15 protein-coding genes are annotated in these 16,553 nt (G+C 68.7%); 8 read left to right on the forward strand and 7 right to left on the reverse strand.

All coding sequences use genetic code 11. The features are described 5' to 3' along the window. Window positions 1-520: 520 nt before the first annotated feature. Together A3IC_RS0138925 and A3IC_RS0138930 are read left to right on the forward strand one after the other, a co-directional pair. Window positions 521-3,634 carry an NACHT domain-containing protein gene (locus tag A3IC_RS0138925; RefSeq protein WP_026219246.1) on the forward strand — a complete coding sequence of 1,038 codons (3,114 nt, stop codon included), beginning with the start codon at window positions 521-523 and terminating at the stop codon, window positions 3,632-3,634. Then, the gene (locus A3IC_RS0138930; RefSeq protein WP_020555487.1) at window positions 3,565-4,086 is read left to right on the forward strand and encodes a hypothetical protein; all 522 of its coding nucleotides are present in this window, start codon (window positions 3,565-3,567) and stop codon (window positions 4,084-4,086) included. Before A3IC_RS0138925 ends, A3IC_RS0138930 begins: the two co-directional genes overlap by 70 nt. A 319-nt stretch (window positions 4,087-4,405) precedes the next feature. Here the strand turns inward: A3IC_RS0138930 and A3IC_RS69180 are convergent, their stop codons facing one another. Then, window positions 4,406-4,576 (reverse strand): hypothetical protein, encoded by a 171-nt coding sequence (locus A3IC_RS69180; RefSeq protein ID WP_020555488.1) that lies wholly within the window; start codon window positions 4,574-4,576, stop codon window positions 4,406-4,408. 347 nt (window positions 4,577-4,923) lie between these two features. Here A3IC_RS69180 and A3IC_RS0138945 point away from each other — a divergent pair, with 347 nt between their 5' ends. After that, on the forward strand, window positions 4,924-5,433 hold the full coding sequence (locus tag A3IC_RS0138945) for a hypothetical protein (RefSeq protein ID WP_158696280.1): 510 nt from the start codon (window positions 4,924-4,926) through the stop codon (window positions 5,431-5,433). 218 nt (window positions 5,434-5,651) lie between these two features. Here A3IC_RS0138945 and A3IC_RS69185 read toward each other — a convergent pair whose 3' ends face one another. Beyond that, on the reverse strand, window positions 5,652-6,809 hold the full coding sequence (locus tag A3IC_RS69185; protein WP_020555491.1) for a DUF8094 domain-containing protein: 1,158 nt from the start codon (window positions 6,807-6,809) through the stop codon (window positions 5,652-5,654). A gap of 750 nt (window positions 6,810-7,559) precedes the next feature. Here A3IC_RS69185 and A3IC_RS0138960 point away from each other — a divergent pair. From A3IC_RS0138960 to A3IC_RS0138980, 4 genes are all read left to right on the forward strand, one after another. Next, the gene (locus A3IC_RS0138960; protein ID WP_020555493.1) at window positions 7,560-8,216 is read left to right on the forward strand and encodes a hypothetical protein; all 657 of its coding nucleotides are present in this window, start codon (window positions 7,560-7,562) and stop codon (window positions 8,214-8,216) included. A gap of 113 nt (window positions 8,217-8,329) precedes the next feature. Further along, on the forward strand, window positions 8,330-8,530 hold the full coding sequence (locus A3IC_RS0138965) for a hypothetical protein (protein ID WP_020555494.1): 201 nt from the start codon (window positions 8,330-8,332) through the stop codon (window positions 8,528-8,530). Window positions 8,531-9,148: 618 nt separating this feature from the next. Then, window positions 9,149-10,000: a hypothetical protein gene (locus A3IC_RS59080; RefSeq protein WP_020555496.1), complete on the forward strand. Its 852-nt coding sequence runs from the start codon at window positions 9,149-9,151 to the stop codon at window positions 9,998-10,000. Next, entirely contained in the window at window positions 9,997-10,458 is a 462-nt protein-coding gene (locus tag A3IC_RS0138980) for a hypothetical protein (RefSeq protein WP_020555497.1), read from the forward strand. The genes A3IC_RS59080 and A3IC_RS0138980 overlap by 4 nt, the downstream gene beginning before the upstream one ends. 37 nt (window positions 10,459-10,495) lie before the next feature. Here A3IC_RS0138980 and A3IC_RS59085 read toward each other — a convergent pair whose 3' ends face one another. Beyond that, complete coding sequence (locus tag A3IC_RS59085; RefSeq protein ID WP_040877871.1) at window positions 10,496-11,017, reverse strand: NUDIX hydrolase; 522 nt, start codon at window positions 11,015-11,017, stop codon at window positions 10,496-10,498. Between A3IC_RS59085 and A3IC_RS69190 the strand changes: the two genes are divergently transcribed. Then, window positions 10,997-11,368: a hypothetical protein gene (locus A3IC_RS69190; RefSeq protein WP_158696281.1), complete on the forward strand. Its 372-nt coding sequence runs from the start codon at window positions 10,997-10,999 to the stop codon at window positions 11,366-11,368. The genes A3IC_RS59085 and A3IC_RS69190 overlap by 21 nt on opposite strands. Window positions 11,369-11,440: 72 nt before the next feature. Here A3IC_RS69190 and A3IC_RS0138995 read toward each other — a convergent pair whose 3' ends face one another. The 4 genes from A3IC_RS0138995 to A3IC_RS0139005 all read right to left on the reverse strand — a co-directional run bounded on the left by A3IC_RS0138995 (window position 11,441) and on the right by A3IC_RS0139005 (window position 16,355). Then, entirely contained in the window at window positions 11,441-12,490 is a 1,050-nt protein-coding gene (locus A3IC_RS0138995; RefSeq protein WP_205353671.1) for a hypothetical protein, read from the reverse strand. Window positions 12,491-12,611: 121 nt separating this feature from the next. Next, the gene (locus tag A3IC_RS72745; RefSeq protein WP_079026970.1) at window positions 12,612-13,019 is read right to left on the reverse strand and encodes a DUF6262 family protein; all 408 of its coding nucleotides are present in this window, start codon (window positions 13,017-13,019) and stop codon (window positions 12,612-12,614) included. Continuing rightward, a complete protein-coding gene (locus A3IC_RS0139000; protein WP_106669136.1) occupies window positions 13,009-15,252 on the reverse strand; it encodes a tyrosine-type recombinase/integrase in 2,244 nt (747 codons plus the stop codon). The genes A3IC_RS72745 and A3IC_RS0139000 overlap by 11 nt, the downstream gene beginning before the upstream one ends. After that, entirely contained in the window at window positions 15,249-16,355 is a 1,107-nt protein-coding gene (locus A3IC_RS0139005) for a tyrosine-type recombinase/integrase (RefSeq protein ID WP_026219249.1), read from the reverse strand. Before A3IC_RS0139005 ends, A3IC_RS0139000 begins: the two co-directional genes overlap by 4 nt. Window positions 16,356-16,553 lie beyond the last annotated feature (198 nt).

A 16,553-nucleotide genomic window follows, 5' to 3' on the forward strand; every position in this document is an offset into this window, starting at 1 on the left:
CCCATCTCGGCCGGCCAGGATTGTCGGCCGGAGTTGCTGCGGATCAGCAGTTCCACGTAGAAGCCGGTCACAGAGACGATCGTGACGCCTTGCATGGTGGCCGCGACGTCGCGCACGACGGCCTCGAACGCGCGCTCCTCGGCGGTCGATGCGCGGCCGTCGGACGGCTCTTCGGTCGCGGCGTCGCGGGCGTATCGGTAGTCGCTGACGGCGCCGGCGAGAAGATTCACCGCAAACACGGCTGTGAGGCCGAGGGCGGCTCGCATCGGGGTCAGGCCCTTGCGTGCCCCGGCTGCGGGCGTTCGAGTGGGCTGGTCGGGCACGGCGGCCGCCTTTCCGGTCCGGAGGAACCGGTGCCACAGTAACGGCCGGGCAGTCGCCGCGCCGGGGTTCGGCGGTTCTCGTCCGGCGACCGCCTCGGCACGGGCCCTCGGCTCCCTCGACTCCGCCCGATCGGGGTGTCGGTGTCGGGTGTCGCACCTATCTTGGGGCCCGGTGCGTGGGTGCTCGAGGGGGGCGTGTGGCGGGCGGCGGCGGTCAGTCGTGGCGGTACCTGTACGAGCGGTTGGGCGAGAAGCCCTTCCAGCAGTTGTGCAACGCGTTGCTCGCGCAGGCCTTCCCGAACGTGCGGTGCTATCCGGTGGGGCATTCCGACGGTGGTCGGGACGCGGTCGACCCCGGCGGGGACCGGAAGGTGATCTACCAGGTCAAGTGGTCTGCGCGCGCTGAGAAGAACCCTGCCGGGTGGCTTGAGGCGACCGTCAAGGCGGAGGCCGCCAACATTCGGCGGCTGGTCGCCGAAGGCGCCGACGAGTACTACCTGATCACGTCCGTCGCGGGCACTGCAGTGCCCAAGACGGGCAGCATGGACGTTCTCGACGAGGCTTTGAAGCGCCTGAGCAAAGCATTCGGTATCCCGATGACGGTGTGGTGGCGCGCGGACGTCGACGCGCGCGTGGACGGCGCGCCCGCAACCCTGAAGTGGGCGTACGCCGACATGCTCGCCGGCCACGACCTGATTCGCTACCTGATAGAGGGCGATCGGCTCGCCGCGCACGAGAACGCCCTGCGGGACTTGCTGCTGCGGGTGATCGCCACACAGTGGGAGGAGGACGCGAAGGTCAAGTTCAAGCAGGTCGAACTCGACACCCACCGTCTCGACGACCTGTATGTCGACGTGGAGGTCACGCGTGTCTCCGCCCCGCGTGCCGTCGCCGGATCCCGGTCGGAGCGGCGGGACGAGCTGGGCGGGGCGGCTGCCTACCTGGCCACCGCCTCCCAGCCGTTGGCGCTGGTGCGGGGGGAACCCGGGCAGGGGAAGTCCACTCCGGGCCAGTACCTGTGCCAACTGCACCGTGCCGCCTACCTGCCCGACGCCACCGGCGCGCCGGTGGTCGCGCGGCCGCGGATGCCGCTGCGGGTGGACCTGCGTCAGTACGCCGCCTGGTTGGCGTTTCGCGATCCCTTCGGTGACGATGACGACGCCCTCCCGAGGAAGCCGGGCCTGCGTGCGCGGGGCTCCGTGGAGACGTTCCTCGCCGCGCTGTTGCGCGCGCGCAGCGGCGGCTTGGACGCGAGTGTGGACACCGTGAACGACGTCGTGCGTCGTCTGCCGCTGTTGCTGGTCCTGGACGGTCTGGACGAGGTGGCGAGCGAGGAGACCCGGCGGCGGGTGGTCGAGGAGATCGACGCGTTCACCGCCCGGTCGCGGGTGTCCCCGTTCACGCCGCAGGTCGTGGTGACCACCCGGCCCAACGCCGCGAACCTGGCCGAGCCTTCCGCGGATCGGTACGAAACGCTGGTGCTGTCGCGGCTGAGCCCGGAGCTGCAGGCGAAGTACCTGCGCAAGTGGGCGGAGGCTCGGGCGATCCGGGGGCCGGAACGCCGGTCGTTGGAGCGGATCTTCCGGCAACGGTCCGCCGAGCCGCACATCGCGCAGCTCGCGGACAACCCGATGCAGTTGACGATCCTTCTGTATCTGATCCAAAAGCGCGGGAACTCGGTGCCGGCGAGCAGAACCGAGCTCTACGCCTCCTACATGGAGACGTTCCTGGACCGCGAGGCGGAGAAGTCCCCTGCGGTGCACGAACATCGCGTGGTGCTGGAGGAGATCACCGCTTTCCTGGGCTGGCTCCTGCAATCGCGCGCCGAGATCCACGGGGACAACGGGCTGATCGCCACCCGGAAGCTGAAGAAGGAAATCCTGACCTATCTGTTCGACGCGCGGAAGGAGACCTCGCTGGTCGAGGATCTGTTCACCGGCGTCACGGCCCGGGTGTGGGCACTCACCAGCAAGGTCGAAGGAACCTTCGAGTTCGACGTCCAGTCGCTGCGCGAGTATTTCGCGGCCCGTTACCTCTACGCGTTCGCCGGCGCCGGCACTCCCCGCTTCGACAAGCTCGCCGTGCTGCGCGAGCTGATATCCCGCCCGTACTGGCTCAACACCACCCGCTTCTACGCCGGGTTCGCCCAACCGAACGAACTGGGCGGACTGATCGAATGCCTCAAGGAGGAGTGGAACAACCCCACGTGCCTGCAACAGGTCCGGTACACCGCGTGGACCCTGCTCGTCGACGGCGTGTTCCGCTGCCGTACCCCCTCCCAGCAGAGCGCCGCCGCGCTGTTTCTCGACCCGCTCAGCGTGCGCCTGATCAACAGCGCCCTCGACCGGGCCGAGATCCCTCCGCTGGCGTGGGACTGTGGTGCCAACGATCTGACGTCCGCGTTGCTCGACCAGGTCGCGGACGACCCGCACTCGCCCGCGACCGCGGAACGGCTGGCTCTCACCGGGAAACTCATCGACGAGGAGGGCGTCTTCGACGCATGGTGGCTGCCCCGCATGCGCGCAGCGATCGGGACAAAGGACGAACTCGTCTGGTTGACCATCGGCGCCACCCTCACCGCCGCGTCCCGGACCGAGCCCGCGGACCTGGAGGACCTGAACCTGGACGATCCCCGGATCGCCGCTGCGGCCGTCGCCGCCGGCCTCCGCACCAAACCGAGCTCCGCAGCGGAACGGGCAATGGTGCGTGCGGTACTCGACGGACACTGCTCCGACCTGGACAACGCCTCGCTCACCGGCTTCCCCCACGACCTGATCCGCGTCGCGGCCCCACAACACTTCCTGCGCAAGGTCCAACTCTTCCAACGCGAGGCGACTCCCGACGCCGAGGCGATCTACCACCCACCCGTCGACCACACCGACCGCAAAATCGGCAACAACGAACAGCGGGCGGCTCTGACCCGGCTGCACGAGCGTGACGGCCGCACCTCGACGCTGCGGCAGGCCCTGAAGTTCACCCGGGGACAACGCGGCACGACCTCGCCCTGGGTCAACGCCGCACGCGCCCTCGCCGGCATCTTCGGGCCGTGCTGGCTCGCTGCCGAGATCGCCGTGATCGGCGCCGCAACCCCATCCGCACAGTTCGTCACCGGCGGGGACATCACCCCGGCTCCGAACCCCTGGGTCCGGATGCGGACTACGGTCGCCTGGTGCAGGACCTGCGAAGGTTCCGCGACACCGGATCGTGGTGGACGGCACAGTACGAGCAACACCAAGACCCCTTGTCCCGCGCCACCTGGGTCCTGGCCCTGGTCGCCATCGCCTGCGACGACGTCCTCGTCGAGAACGTGACCCGCGTCGACGAGGCGACCCGCGCTCTGCCCGAGGAGACACGCCGCGCCTTGGCCATGAGCTCCAGCCGCATCGGCGCGGCCATGCTGATCACTCCGCGCAAAACGGACGTCCTCGTGGCGGCCGGTGGGCTCTCTCCGCTGGCGACCCTGCTCGTCGCCCACCATGTCATGCCGGGACGTTCTCCTTTGTTCACCACCGCACTGGCGGAGATGGCACCGTACGGGGCCGCGGCCTGGCCACTCGAGGAGATCGGACGAGTAGTACCAAAGCGCAACCATGAAAATTTTGCGGTACTGACGGAGGAACGCAGGGCCGCCCTCGCCGAGGCGGTGACGATCAAACCCTTCGCCCTTCCCTTGAGGCTGCTCAACTCCGCCGTGGCCCTACTCTCACTCACCGAGGAAAGACCACTCGGCGAAGTCGCCGACACCAAGGGCTGGTTCGGATAGCAGCCCTCGGGTGTACCGGGCCCTGACGTCCGGCACGGTCATCGCGTGGCCCGCGCCGGGTGTAGGTCTGCCTGTAGTTCCTCCCGCGCTGCCGCCCCCACAGGCGCGTTGGCGCGAGTGGGCAGGTCACGGGCGGATATCCGGAGCTTGACGTCCGGTCCGATCAAGGGAGGTCGGGCGGGTGCCGGTTGACGAGTCGCAAGAGTGTGGCGGAATCGGGCAGGGCTGAGGCGGGCTGGGGACGAGACAGCGGGTGGATGAGGACGGGGCGGGCGGGAGACGAACGAGGAGTCTCGGGGTGGGTGGAGGCGAGGGGTGCTCAGGAGTGACGACGGATCCGTCCGCCGGCCTGTGCGTGGCATGGTGCCGCGAGGCCCTTCCCGGTGCCGATCCGCGAGACCCGCCGTCCGGTGTCGAGTTCGTCCCTGCCGCCGATCGCGTCGTTGTTGCCGGACTCGGACGCGACGAAGGTCGTCGAGTTGGGGAGCATCGACGCGAACGGCGCCCCCGCGCCGGGTTCGTTGGTGCACTTGACGGCGACCGACGGAACGGGATGCGCCGAGAGCGCCTCGACCGCCGACGGACGTCCGTCCTCTCCTCTTCGGGGCCGCGTGGAAGATTCTCGATCTGCTCGTGGAACTCGTCCTGGAATCGTCCAGGCCGGTGCACAAACAGCGCGAGCGGATGCCGATCTCCTCCAAGGTGAACAAGGCCGAGAACGGCGGCGTGTAGGAGCAGGACCCCTTCGGGGGTCGACCCGACCTGTGGGATCGGATCATGCGAATGTACGCCGCGACCGCGGAACTTCGGCATACGCTCGTACACCGAGGACTCGTCGTGGATCCGTCCACCGGCACCATCTCCGAAACCTCGCACCGGGGCACCTCCTCGGCCGGGAATCTCACCACCGACCAGCAGTGGGCCTTGTGCGGGCTCGCCCGAAGCGTGGCGGACGCGGTACTCGGCGCAGCGCCGCTGACGACGCGTCAGACCGATCGGATCGGTTGGGACCTGGACGTTCTCGTCCGTCGGCACAAGCAGCCGTCGACGGGCGCACCGGCCTGGAGCGGCCTGATCCCCGTCGTCATCGTCCGACAGGGCCCGTTCGACACGCTGCGGCTCGACTTCGGGGCCATTCGCGCCCTCGCGCCCGGCCACGCGCATCACGATCTCGAGATCCACCTCCGGGACGGGAGGGTCCTCGCGGGGCCGTTGGAGGACGCGCCGCAGGGCGCGGCCGACCTCTCCACCGACAGGCCGCCTCCATGGCTCACGTGGCAGTGCCCCCCGGACACACCACGTCGACCGGGAACCGGGTCGGGTCGGGTCGGGTCGGGTCGGCCGTGAACGCCCGGGTTCCTCGTCCTTGCCGCCGGAGCACCGCCCACCCGACGGCCGGCGTGGGGAGGCCCGTGACGGGTAGTCCCGTATTCGGCGGGGCGTTGACGAAGGCGAACGATGCGTGGTGAGCCGGGCGTCCCGCGCATCACCATTTCGGGGCATGGCGACCGTTGTTCGGAGAGTCCGCGCGGGTGCGCTGGTGGCGTCGGGACGCGGAGCGGTGGCTATGCGTCCGGGATCCCGGTGGCCGAGCGCAGGGTGCCCTGGGAGAACAGGACGTCCGCGGGGGCGCCGTCGGGGGGAACGGCGAGGACGGCGACCTCCACCAGCGTGCGTTCGACGCGGGCCCAGCGCGGTTGTGCTCCCAGCAGGCGCAGTACCTTGGCGTTCGCGTCGTAGAGGATGTGGCGGCCGGGGGCTTGGCGGGCGTCGGTGACGTCGAGGCTGTCGAAGGTGCAGGTGACCAGGGCTTTGCCGTCACCGAGTTGCAGGATCGGCAGCCCGGGGTCGGTGGTCGGGCGGAAGTCGCGGGTCCAGGTGATCGGGCCGAGTTCGCGGGCGCTTTCGGCCTCACGGCCGGTCAGGCCGGTCGTGCGGTCGCCGGGGACGAACCGCTCGCCCGACGCCTTGGGGCCGGTGGCGGTGCGGCTGCGGTACGCGGCGAAGTCCGCGCAGATCCCGGCCGCCTTGCTCGCGGCCTCGCCGGTGAGGGTACGCGCGCTCTCGCCGTCGAGGGCGGGCATCGCGGGCAGCGACTCCGGCGCCGTCTGGCCCGGGGCGAAGGTCTCGGTGGGTGTGGGGAACGGCGTGGCTGGCGCGGTGGCGTCGACGAGGGGTTGCCCGGCGTCGCCGTTCCTGACGTTGATCGGGCTCGAGAACGTGGCCTTCCAGGGGCCGTTCGGCCTCTCCTGCCGGAAGTAGGTCAGGTCTCGGCCGTGTGTGGTCGAGGGCCAGCGGGAGTTGCGTGCCAGGACCGCGAAGTAGCGGGGGTGGCCCTCCTGGCGGGGGACGAAGAAGAACGGGTCGGACTGCTTGAACGGCTTGGGCGCCTCGTTGCCCGCGCGTTCGATCGCGTAGTCGCCGGTCGAGGCGGCGAGCAAGGGCCCGTCCTCGACATCGGCCAGCCGCCGATCGTCGCGTGTCGCGTTCGCCTGCGCCTTGACCTCGCCGTAGTGGGCGAATACCGCCTCCGCGTCCCGCCGGGAGAGCCCCGCCGCCTCGGTGGAGGCATGTGCGGAGGCGGCGGGGGTGGCAGAGGCGCCGGAAGCCGGCTCGCTCGAACCGGAGGACGTGCAGCCGGTGGCGAGCAGAACCACCCCTGCGGCCGCCGTCAACGCGGCGCGTCGGTGTGTCACCCGGCCGGGCCGGTGGCGAATGACCACGTGGCGCGTCCCCCGTCTCCCTGGTCGATCCGCACACCCTAGAGGGTGCCCCCGACCAGTGGGTACGGAGGAGGAGGTGGGACGAGCCCGCTCGTAGGTGCCCGGAACTCGCCCATCGAGTCCCGGCTCGTGGGCCGTGTCGGCACGTGTGTGTCATCGGGTTGGTCCGGGCCGGTGCACTTCGCGGCTTTCGCGCCACGACGACGGCCGGACGAGCGGGCCGGACTACCGAAACAACAGGGCACAGGTCCGGCACGCGTCGACATCGCGGAGCCGGGTCACGAACCGATGTTCGCCGCATCCCGAACACACCGCCTTCGCCGCGAGGTCCGCGCACCCCACACAGACCAGCTCGTCGCCGTGCTCAACACACACGGCCCGCCTCCGGCACCACGCACACGGCGCCTCGAACAGGGCCTTGCCCCTGGGGCACCACTGTGCCGTCGCGCGCGAGGCGCACCGCCCGCACGTGGCCTCGTGGCGCGCGATGCGGGCCCTGAACACCGAAACCGCCGACACCTCGACCACCCGTTCCCCGAGCACCGGCCCGCCTTCGAAGCACGCCCCGCTGCGGGCACGCCGGGAGTCCACGACCGCACCCTCGCAGGCGGATACGACACCGCCCGCCCCGTGCCCGCACCCGCCGGCGTGTCGGCGGGTGCGGGCACGGGGGCGGAACCGGACGCCCCGGAGAGTGGCGAATCGCCATTTCGGACCCGGAGGCGGACATTCCCCGTCTACGTTCGCGGTATGAGTTTCGAGCCGCGTTGGACGCGCAACGCCGATCCCGTCACGGTCGAGGACCGCATGGACCTGGAGGACGACCTGGAGCAGGAACCGGACGGCACCCGTGCGTTCGGCGCGATGCTGCGGTCGTGGGCGCATCCCGAACCGCGCGTGGCGCGGGGGCCGCACGTCGCCGCGTTCGCCCTAGCCGCCGCTGCGGCACTGGTGGAGGGAGCCGGCGGCACCTGTGCGGGGCCGCGCTACCGGGCACGGGAGAGCGCGGTGGAGATGTCCGAGGTCGCGAACGCAGTCGCCCTGGGGAACATGGATCTGGAGCGGGCCGGAGACGGCGACATCGAAGCCCGGCACACGCTGGCCCTGCGGTTGCAGTTCCAGGCCGAACACGCCTCCTGGCTGGTCGCTTTGGCCGCACGCGTCGCCGACGAAGCCCTCGCCCTGTCCCCCGACGACCCGGCCGCGCGGGCGGACCTGGCGACCGCGGCGGCCCTGGCCCGGTCCGTACTGCAGGCCGCCCGCGCCTGCGTCGCCGGCTGCGTGGCCCGCGTCGAGGAACTGCGCCTGCCGGACGAGCCGTTCGACGCGGCGTCGGCCCGCATCGACAAACACGAGGCGACGATCGAGATCGCCGCCCGACGCCTGGCCGACGAAGTGGGGCGCTAGCGACCCCGCGTCCGCGGCACGCCTTCCTCGACGAACTCGCCACCGAACGCGGCGACACCACACGCAAACCCAAGGCATCGACCCTCTACCACCCCACCCCCGACGTCACACGCATGCTCGACTGGCTCGTCCGTCACCACCCCCACCACGCCCGACGCGTCATCGCCGAGATCGTCGGCGAGGCCGAACGCCGACTCGGCATCCCCCAGAAGGCCACCGCCCGCACCCTCCACCGGGCCCTGGCCATGGACGGAAGACTCGACGAGGACACCCTCGACGACTTCATGCGACGCGTCCTGCCCTCCACCCGCTGACCGAACCCGCGCCCGGGGACGCACCACACGGCCCCGGGCCGGCCGCGGACACGGCCACCAAGGCACCGGCTCGACGGGCCGGCGCGGTGCTTCGGGAACGTCGCATCCGCGCCGGGTCACGCGCCGTGGACGCTGCCCGTCCCCTCGGCGCGCTCGGTGTCGGGGTTTGAGGAACATCGGAACGGAAACCGGCGGTAAGGGCTTCGTACGTCTGAGAGCGCGTTGACCTGAGCTTCCTCGAGGGCTGAGCCTTCGGCAGTCGTGTTGGTCGACCGATCGAGAGGAGACCGGGTGAGTCAGGAGTGGGAGCCGGAGGACGTGATCGGGGTCTGGACGTTGCTCGAAGACGACATGAAGCAGTTGCGGAACAAGTCCGGGGCGAATCGGTCGGGTTCGCCTTGATGCTGAAGTTCTTCGAGGTGGAGGCCCGGTTCCCCGGGACGGCAGGGGAGATGCCGGATGCCGCGGTGGCGTATGTGGCCCAACAGGTGGGGTTCCGGCGGCCGAGTGGGCGGGGTACGACTGGTTCGGCAAGGCGATCAGGCGCCACCGGGTGGAAATCCGGGCGGGGTTCGGGTTCCGGGCGATCACCGAGGACGACCAGGCGGCGTTGGCCGAGTGGCTGGTCGTGGACTGGAGCAACTGCACGAAGGGCCCGCAGAGGGAGCCCTGCTACTGGGCCGGTTCGCCTTCAACATCCGCTACCAGTGGTTCAAGAACTGGGTCAACTCCGACGTAGGCCAACGGCTCGGGCTCGCGCCGATTCCCGACGGGCCGGTCAACCTGCGGATGCTGCGACGGACGTTGTCCCTGGAGATGGCCTACCGGCCGGGCGGTCTCCTGGCCTCCAAAATTCACCTGAAACACATCGCCGTGGCCACTACAGAGGGCTATGCCTCGCGCCCCGGCGGGGCTCAGGCCGAGCTGTTGTCCGAGGTCAACAAGCACGAGAGTGAGCGCAATCTCCAGCTGGTCCTTGAGGAGTTCCGCAACTACCAGCAGGGCATTCTGCCCGCCGGGCCGGGAGCCCGCGGCCTGACCGAGTTCTTCGCCGGCATCGACGAGAAGCTCGACTCGGCGGCAGCATCGGCGCCGAAGATCCAGCGCAACGACCGCGACGTGCTGAACCTGCTGACCAAACGCGCCAAGGTCCTCCACCTCGGCCCGGCGAACTACTGCTGGTTCACCGACCCCTCCCGGGCGCTCTGCCTCAAACTGGCCGGCACCCCCACCTCCGACCGGCCACTGATCGGGATGTGTGACTCCGCCCGCTGCCCGCAGGCAACCCACCACCCCGGTCACCGACCCGTCTGGGCCGAGCATGCCGACAGAACAAAGATCTTCATCGGCCAACTCGGGACAACCCGCAAGAGCGAACGCACCCGGCTCCAGGCCGACTTCGACCGAGCCCTCCGAGTCGTCGCCGAGATCGACGCCGCCAGCGCCACCACGGATGAGGAGTCCGCATGAGAATCTCCGCAACCCAGCGCACCGAGAACGAAAACCGCATCCGAGCCGCCATGGATCGCCTCCTGCGCGGCGAGATCCCGCCCGGCGGAAAATGCGACATCAAGACCCTCGCCAACGAGGCTGCCGTCGACCGCACCGCGTTCTACGGCACTCGCCCCTACTCTCACCTCCGCGTCGAGTTCGAACGACGCCTGCGGGCCCTCCAAGATGCCGGCGAAATCCCCGACCCCCGCGAAGCCCGGGTCGCCCGCCTCAAGGCAGAGAACGCCAAGCTCAAAGCCCGGATTGCCCAGTCCGAGGAGACGATCGACGAGCTCACCGACTTCCGCTCCCAGTCCCTGGCTCGCCTCGCCGCGCAACACGAAGAGATCGTCCGGCTCCGCAAAGCCTCCGCCGGAACCACCCGAGTCAGGCGGCTTCCAGCACCACGAACCACGGTGATCGGGTCCTGCAGCTGAAATGGCCGCCCTGGACCGAGGCCACTCGCATCGCCGATCACCCAGCTGCCAGTTCGCCCGCACCGCTGCCGGATCCGGACTCCAGGTATCGACGCAGAGCTTCCCGCCCTCCCGGAACGAAGCGCCATTGATCAATCACGTCGCGCAGTTCGTCCAACGTCAGCCAGTCCAACCAGCCGATCTCACCCGGGTCCGGGACCAGGGGTTCCGCCACGACAGCCTCATGCACCCCAAACCACACGGGGCTGATCCCCTCCCGGCAAAGGAACTTGAACATGAAGCGCACGGGCACACGAACGCCCAGCTCTTCGGACAGTTCCCGGGCCGCGGCTTCCTCATACGACTCACCCACGTTCACGGCGCCACCGACCATCACGTCGTAGTAGCCCGGGAACCGGGGCATCGTCTCGGACCGCCGCAGCACCAAGATCCGCCCTGCCCGATCACGGCAGATCGTCGTCGCAATGCGATGCGGCCAGCCTTCACGCTCCGCCTCGCCTCGCTCGACGACCCCCAACACGAGATCCCGCTCATCTACATGCTCAACCAGTTCGCTCACGCAGACACGATCTCCGCCCTCGCTGACAACACGACCCCACGAGCCCAGAGCAAAGTGATCTGCATTACAGGAAACGTCACCGAATGCAACACACTCGACCATCTGCATCGCGAAAGCGACCTCAACAACCCGGCCTGCTCAATCGCCACACGAGGTCATCCGCACACGGGCTCTGCGGACACAAGACATTCCTACGTCACGCATTTGATCGAGGACGGCTTCGACGCGCTGTTCGGCTGGATTATCTTGAGTCTGGTCATGCTTCGCGTCTGTGAACTGGGCATTAGCGTCGAGCACGTTGTCGTCGAGGCACGGTTCGCAACTCCCGCCGCACCACACGTCACTGACTGATCGTTACCCGGGTGAGACGCACTGCGCCGGATCAAGTCGGGATCGCTCGTTTCCTCGGGGAGGTACTGGGGTTCACGAGGTTGTCGGTCCTGACGCAGCACCACGGGTCGCTTGACCGAATTCCTGCTCACGTTCATGGGCTGCGGCCTGCTGCAACGTGCGGTAGCGGTGGAGTATCAGCGGATCATCGGCCTGTTCGGCAGCCGCGACAGCGGCGGAGAGGACTCCGTCCATCCAAAGCCGAGGGATCCCTTGCAGATACTGGTCACTCGCGGCAAGCCGACGGCGAGCTGTGGAGTCGTCGGGTGTGAGCGGGACGAGGAGGAAACACTCCTTGGCGAAGTGCCACCACAGTCCTTGGCACGACCCCTGCTTGTCGGATGGCAGGACGCTCCGAACCTCTTCGAGTGTTTTCCACGCGCTCGAAGGGTCGTCGGCTCGTCGCTGCAACTGCGCAAGCGCAAGTAGTTTGCTCGCTTTTGCCCCCGGCCACGATGATTCGCTGATCGCGATGGCTTCTCTCTGCACCACCACTGCTTCGGTGAGGTAGCCGAGTTGAGCCAGGTGAAACTGGAGCGCGTTGAGCGTGGCCTCGGTGCGTGGCTCGCCGATTGCCCACTCGGTCATGAACAAACGGGATGCCTCGCGCTCGCCGAGGCGCGCGGCGTGGTGGGCCCAGGATTCGAGGCTCTCGTCGGCCGGGGCGGCCGGGAACCGTGCGCGTTGTCCGTTGAGCCACTCCTCAACGGCTGCGTCGGTGTGGCGGTCCGAGGTGATGTCGCCCAGGATGCGGTCACGATCAGGGTGGGCACTGGCTCGCACTGCTTCGACGGTGGCTGCGACACCTCCAGTCAGCAGGTGGTAGAGGTGGTAGCCGAGAGCCGTGTCGAAGCTGACGTTCTTGGCGGTCCAGTGCAGCCAGAGATCCTCCACCTGTCGGTGCTCGGCGACCAGGAAACCGGCCAGCGTCAGATCCGGGGCCATTCCCCAGGAGACGACCTCTTGGTAGAAGGTGGTCTGCTGTTGGAGGAGGAAGCGTAGGAGAGGAAGATCCTGGGGGCGGCGATCGTATTGAAGGGCCCACAGAACTCCGAAGCGGGCGGCCCTGTTTCGGTCGGTCACGTGACCTTCGTGGAGATGCTCCGCGAGGAAGGCCAAGTCGAGCCACGTCGCCGGGTCCTGGCGCGCTCGAGGTCTCTTCTCGGCCCACGTAGAAGTCGGTCTTGCTCGTCAGCGGTACTCATCATCTTCCCCTCGTTTGATCCCTCGTGATTCTGTCTGCTCGTTGCTCGCCGAGTGCACGGGCGAGCTGATCCCGAAGGCCCCGGTTCTCTTCCGCCAACTGCCGGGAGCGTGCGTTGGCCGCCTCCAGGCGCCGCAGCAATGAGGCCTCCGACGTGCGCTGACGCGCGGGGAGCGCAGACGAGGGTGCTCGCCGATGTGCTGCCCGCAGGCGCTCGACTTCAGCTCGCAGATCCGGCTGACCGTAGAGCCAGGACCGCGAGACGCCCGCTCGTTTTGCCACTGCCTCGAAGGTGATCGGTTCGCCGGCGGCGTCCAGGGCGCGCAGCGCCTGGACTGCCTTGGAGCGGGTGAGTTCGCTGCGGCGGTGGGCGTCTTCGATGATGTGGCGGCTGTTGTCAGCTCGCATCGGCGGTCGCCCCCGGCTCGTCGGCGTCGGTTTCGAGGCCGGTGATGATCCGGTCCAGGTTGCCCAGGACCTGCCGGTTCATTTCGACCACACGGGTCTGGCCTCGCGTATCGGCGGCCGAGATGATCTGAAGGACTTGCTGGCGCTGTTCGCGGTGCAGAGGGAGGAACTCGCTGGTGGTCACGAACATCGGGCACGTCAAACAAGCGTTGGCGTGCGGGCAGGTCTTCTGTACCGGCAGTCCGCAGTAGCCGTTGGGCAGGGCCTGGGTCACGCGCCCGAGCCGCTGCTTGGCCCAAGTGGCCTCCGCCAGCGGGCCGGCAGGATCGACGGTGACGTGCTCGCCCTTGATGTTGACTTTGCGGGCCTTCTCCCAGTGCCGGCGGACCGTGGAATCGTGCAATCGGGCGTAGTGAGCGGTCATTTCACCGGATGAATGATCGAGAAGGACGCGTACCACTTCCTGCGGGACGTCCCGGTTGATCAGCCTGGTCCCGAAGGTGTGGCGCCATTGGTGGGGCGTCAGGCGGACGGCGCGGCCGTGCTCGTCCCGGATATCGCACAGGCCGAGCCAATCGCGGAGTTGACCGCGGTAGGAGTGCGTGCTCAGGGGGGTCCGGCCATCGGGGTTCATCTTCGGGGCCGGGAACAACCACGGGCTGCCGTCCGGCCAACGACGCAGGATCCGCCGTTGCTGTTCGGTGATGGCCTGCTCGACTTCCTCGTCGATCGGGACGAGGGCTTCGCGTTTCATCTTGCGGTTGACGTAGCGCAGGTAGGGGGCGTTGTCGCCGTCGCGCACGACGCAGTGGAACGCGATCGTGCTGGCGTCTCCGATGCGCAGGCCGCAGCGCATCAGGATGACCGTGAGAAGTCGGCTGTCGGGGTTGTGCCAGCGGTCGAGGTTGTCCGGCTGTTCGACTTGGGCCATGACGTGCTCGGCGAGCCCGCGGGGCAGGCGCTTCTCGGGTTTGGGGAAGTCGTCGGGGTAGAACGCGGCGCCGGCGGGCAGGGTCCGGTCCCATTCATGGCGGCGGATGGCGTAGAGGAACGCGCCGAGTGAGCTGATGTCCCTGCTGCGGGAGCGCACTGCGCGGGGGTCGGTGGCCAGGTCGGCCAGGTAGCGTTCCAGCGTCGTCCGGTCGACGGCGGCAAGGCTGATGATGCCGACCGGCGGTGAGGCAAGGAAGCGGGCGAGGCGAGTCACGGCCTGGATGTCGATATAGGTCTGGATGGGACTGCGGCCGATGCTGAGGCGCCAGCGGGCGAACCGCTTGGCCAGCTCGCGCAGCCAGGGCTGCGGGATGCCGTCGAACCGCAGCCGTTTGCGGCCCTCGATCCCGAGTCGGTGCAACTCCCAGATGTCCCTGGGGAATTCCGTCTCCCATCCGCTGCCGCAGAGCAGGTCCTCCAGACGCCGGTGGGCGTATCGCAGGAAGGCCGCCTGCCCGTTCTGACCGTGCTTCGCGGCGTGACGGGCGTCGAAGAACTCATTCCACTGTTCGATCGGCCAGTCCAGCAGCGAGGCGACCGGGCTCGCTGTGACCAGCGTGATGACCGGGCGCGCGACGGCAGCGGGCGTCTTGCCTTGGCGCTCGTCGTGCCGACACTGCAGGGCGTACTGCAGCTCCATTTTGAGTTGGCGACGATCGCCGAGCGGCCTGAAGTCGAAGCGGTCGTCGCCGTAGGACTCGCAGAGCACCGTGAACTCGTCGAGGTCCGGCCGACCCACCGCCTCCCAGCGCGACCGGTGGTTGACGCAGAATTGTGATCGCCCCTGCGTCCACAACGAGCAGTAGGACAACGCGCAGACCGGGTGATCGGGATTGTGGACCCGGTCGAGGCCGGCCAGCCATGCCGTGCGGTTCGGTTTTCCCGCCCGTTCCCAGAATCCGTGGTGCCGGACGCACAACCCTCGGCGGGTGCCGCCGTAGCGGCAGCCGGGCGCGACGCAGACGGTGAGTTCCCTGCGTCCGAGTCCCTCCGGAGAGGCGGCTGCGGCGAACCCCTCAATGTCGGGGCCGCCTTCGTCCTGCCACTGGTAGTAGTGGCCCTTGCAGAGCCCGCGGGTGCGCGGCTGTCGGACGCAGCCCGGCACCCGGCAGGGCGCGGAGTCGAACATCAGCGCGCCGCGTTCGGGGACGAAAATGTCGACCCGGAACTCTGGGCGGACTGCGGCCATCAGCTTGCCCAGCAGTCCCGATGCCGGCATCGGCGAAGCTGCGGTGGTCACCACCGCGCCTCCTGTCCGGTCAGGAAGCCAGCGGCTTCCAGGGCCCGGCGGGCGTCCTCGGCGGACAGGTGGCCATAGATGTCGAGCGTGGTCGCGATCGAGGAATGACCGAGCAAGGTGCTGACCACCTCGATGGGCACCTTCCGGCGCAGGAGCAGGGTGGCCCGGGTGTGTCGGAACCAGTGGGGGTCGAAGTCGATGCCGCTCTCGCGGCGGATCCGCAGGACCAGGTCGTAGACGGTCGCGTAGCTCAACGGACGCCCGTAGGAGCCGCCCCACAGGTTGACGAACATGTAGTCGCTGTCCAGGTCGCCGTACTCGTCGTGCAGGTAGTCCGCGTAGAGCCGGACGATCTCGGCGCCGACGGGAACGGTGCGCGAAGAAGCGGACTTGGCCCGCGCCCGGTTGTCGTTGAGCCGGGGCGTGACCGTCAACTCGCTTTCTGCCGCGGCGAGATCCTCGTGACGCAGACCGAGTGCCTCGCCGATCCGGATGCCGGTCTCCCACAACAACGCGAACAGGAACCGGTCGCGCAACCGGGTGCACGTGTCCAGGATCGCCTGGACCTGCGCGGCGGTGAGTATCGTCGGATGCATACGGGGTGCCGTCAACTTGATCGTGCGGCGACGCTCCGGCCGGCCGCCGGACAGGTGGTGGAGGAACGGCTTCCATCCCGAGCGGCGGGCGCGAACGGGCTGCAATTCCGTGACCAGATCACCCAGGTCGACACCGTGTCGCGCGTGGAAGACGTAGAGGCCGCTGACTGCGGACAGCTTCCGGTTGACCGTGGTGACCGAGCAGTGGTGATCCGCCGAGGGCAGCAGCGTGACCCCGCCGCCGCGGCCGTCGGGCGGCAGGCGCAGCCAGGCGACGAACTCGCCCAGGTCTTCCAGCCGAACCTCGCGCCAGTCCAGACCGCGGCGGTCGAGGAAGACGAACCAGTCCTTCGGATCGTGCGCGTACGCCTTCACGGTGTTCGGGGACCGCTCGATGTCGGTCAGGTAGGCCAGGTAACGCTCGATCGGCTCGACGGGCCCGGTATCACCCAGGACCGTCCACGACTCAAGCAACGAGGCGGGCATCACAACCCGCTGCACGATCATCGAACCTCCACGGAATCCGCGTGCTGGACCGCCGTAGATAACCACCTCCAACACGCGACTTCGAACTCGTCGTAGCCCCGTGCTGCACGTCGTGGACACCATTCCGTGGACTCAAGAGAATCCAACAGCAATGCGGCCACGAGAACGCCAGCTCGACGTCGGTCTACACCTCGGTCTCCTCCGACTACAAGACCCGGG

The organism is Embleya scabrispora DSM 41855, assembly GCF_000372745.1.
Taxonomy (GTDB): Bacteria; Actinomycetota; Actinomycetes; order Streptomycetales; family Streptomycetaceae; genus Embleya; species Embleya scabrispora.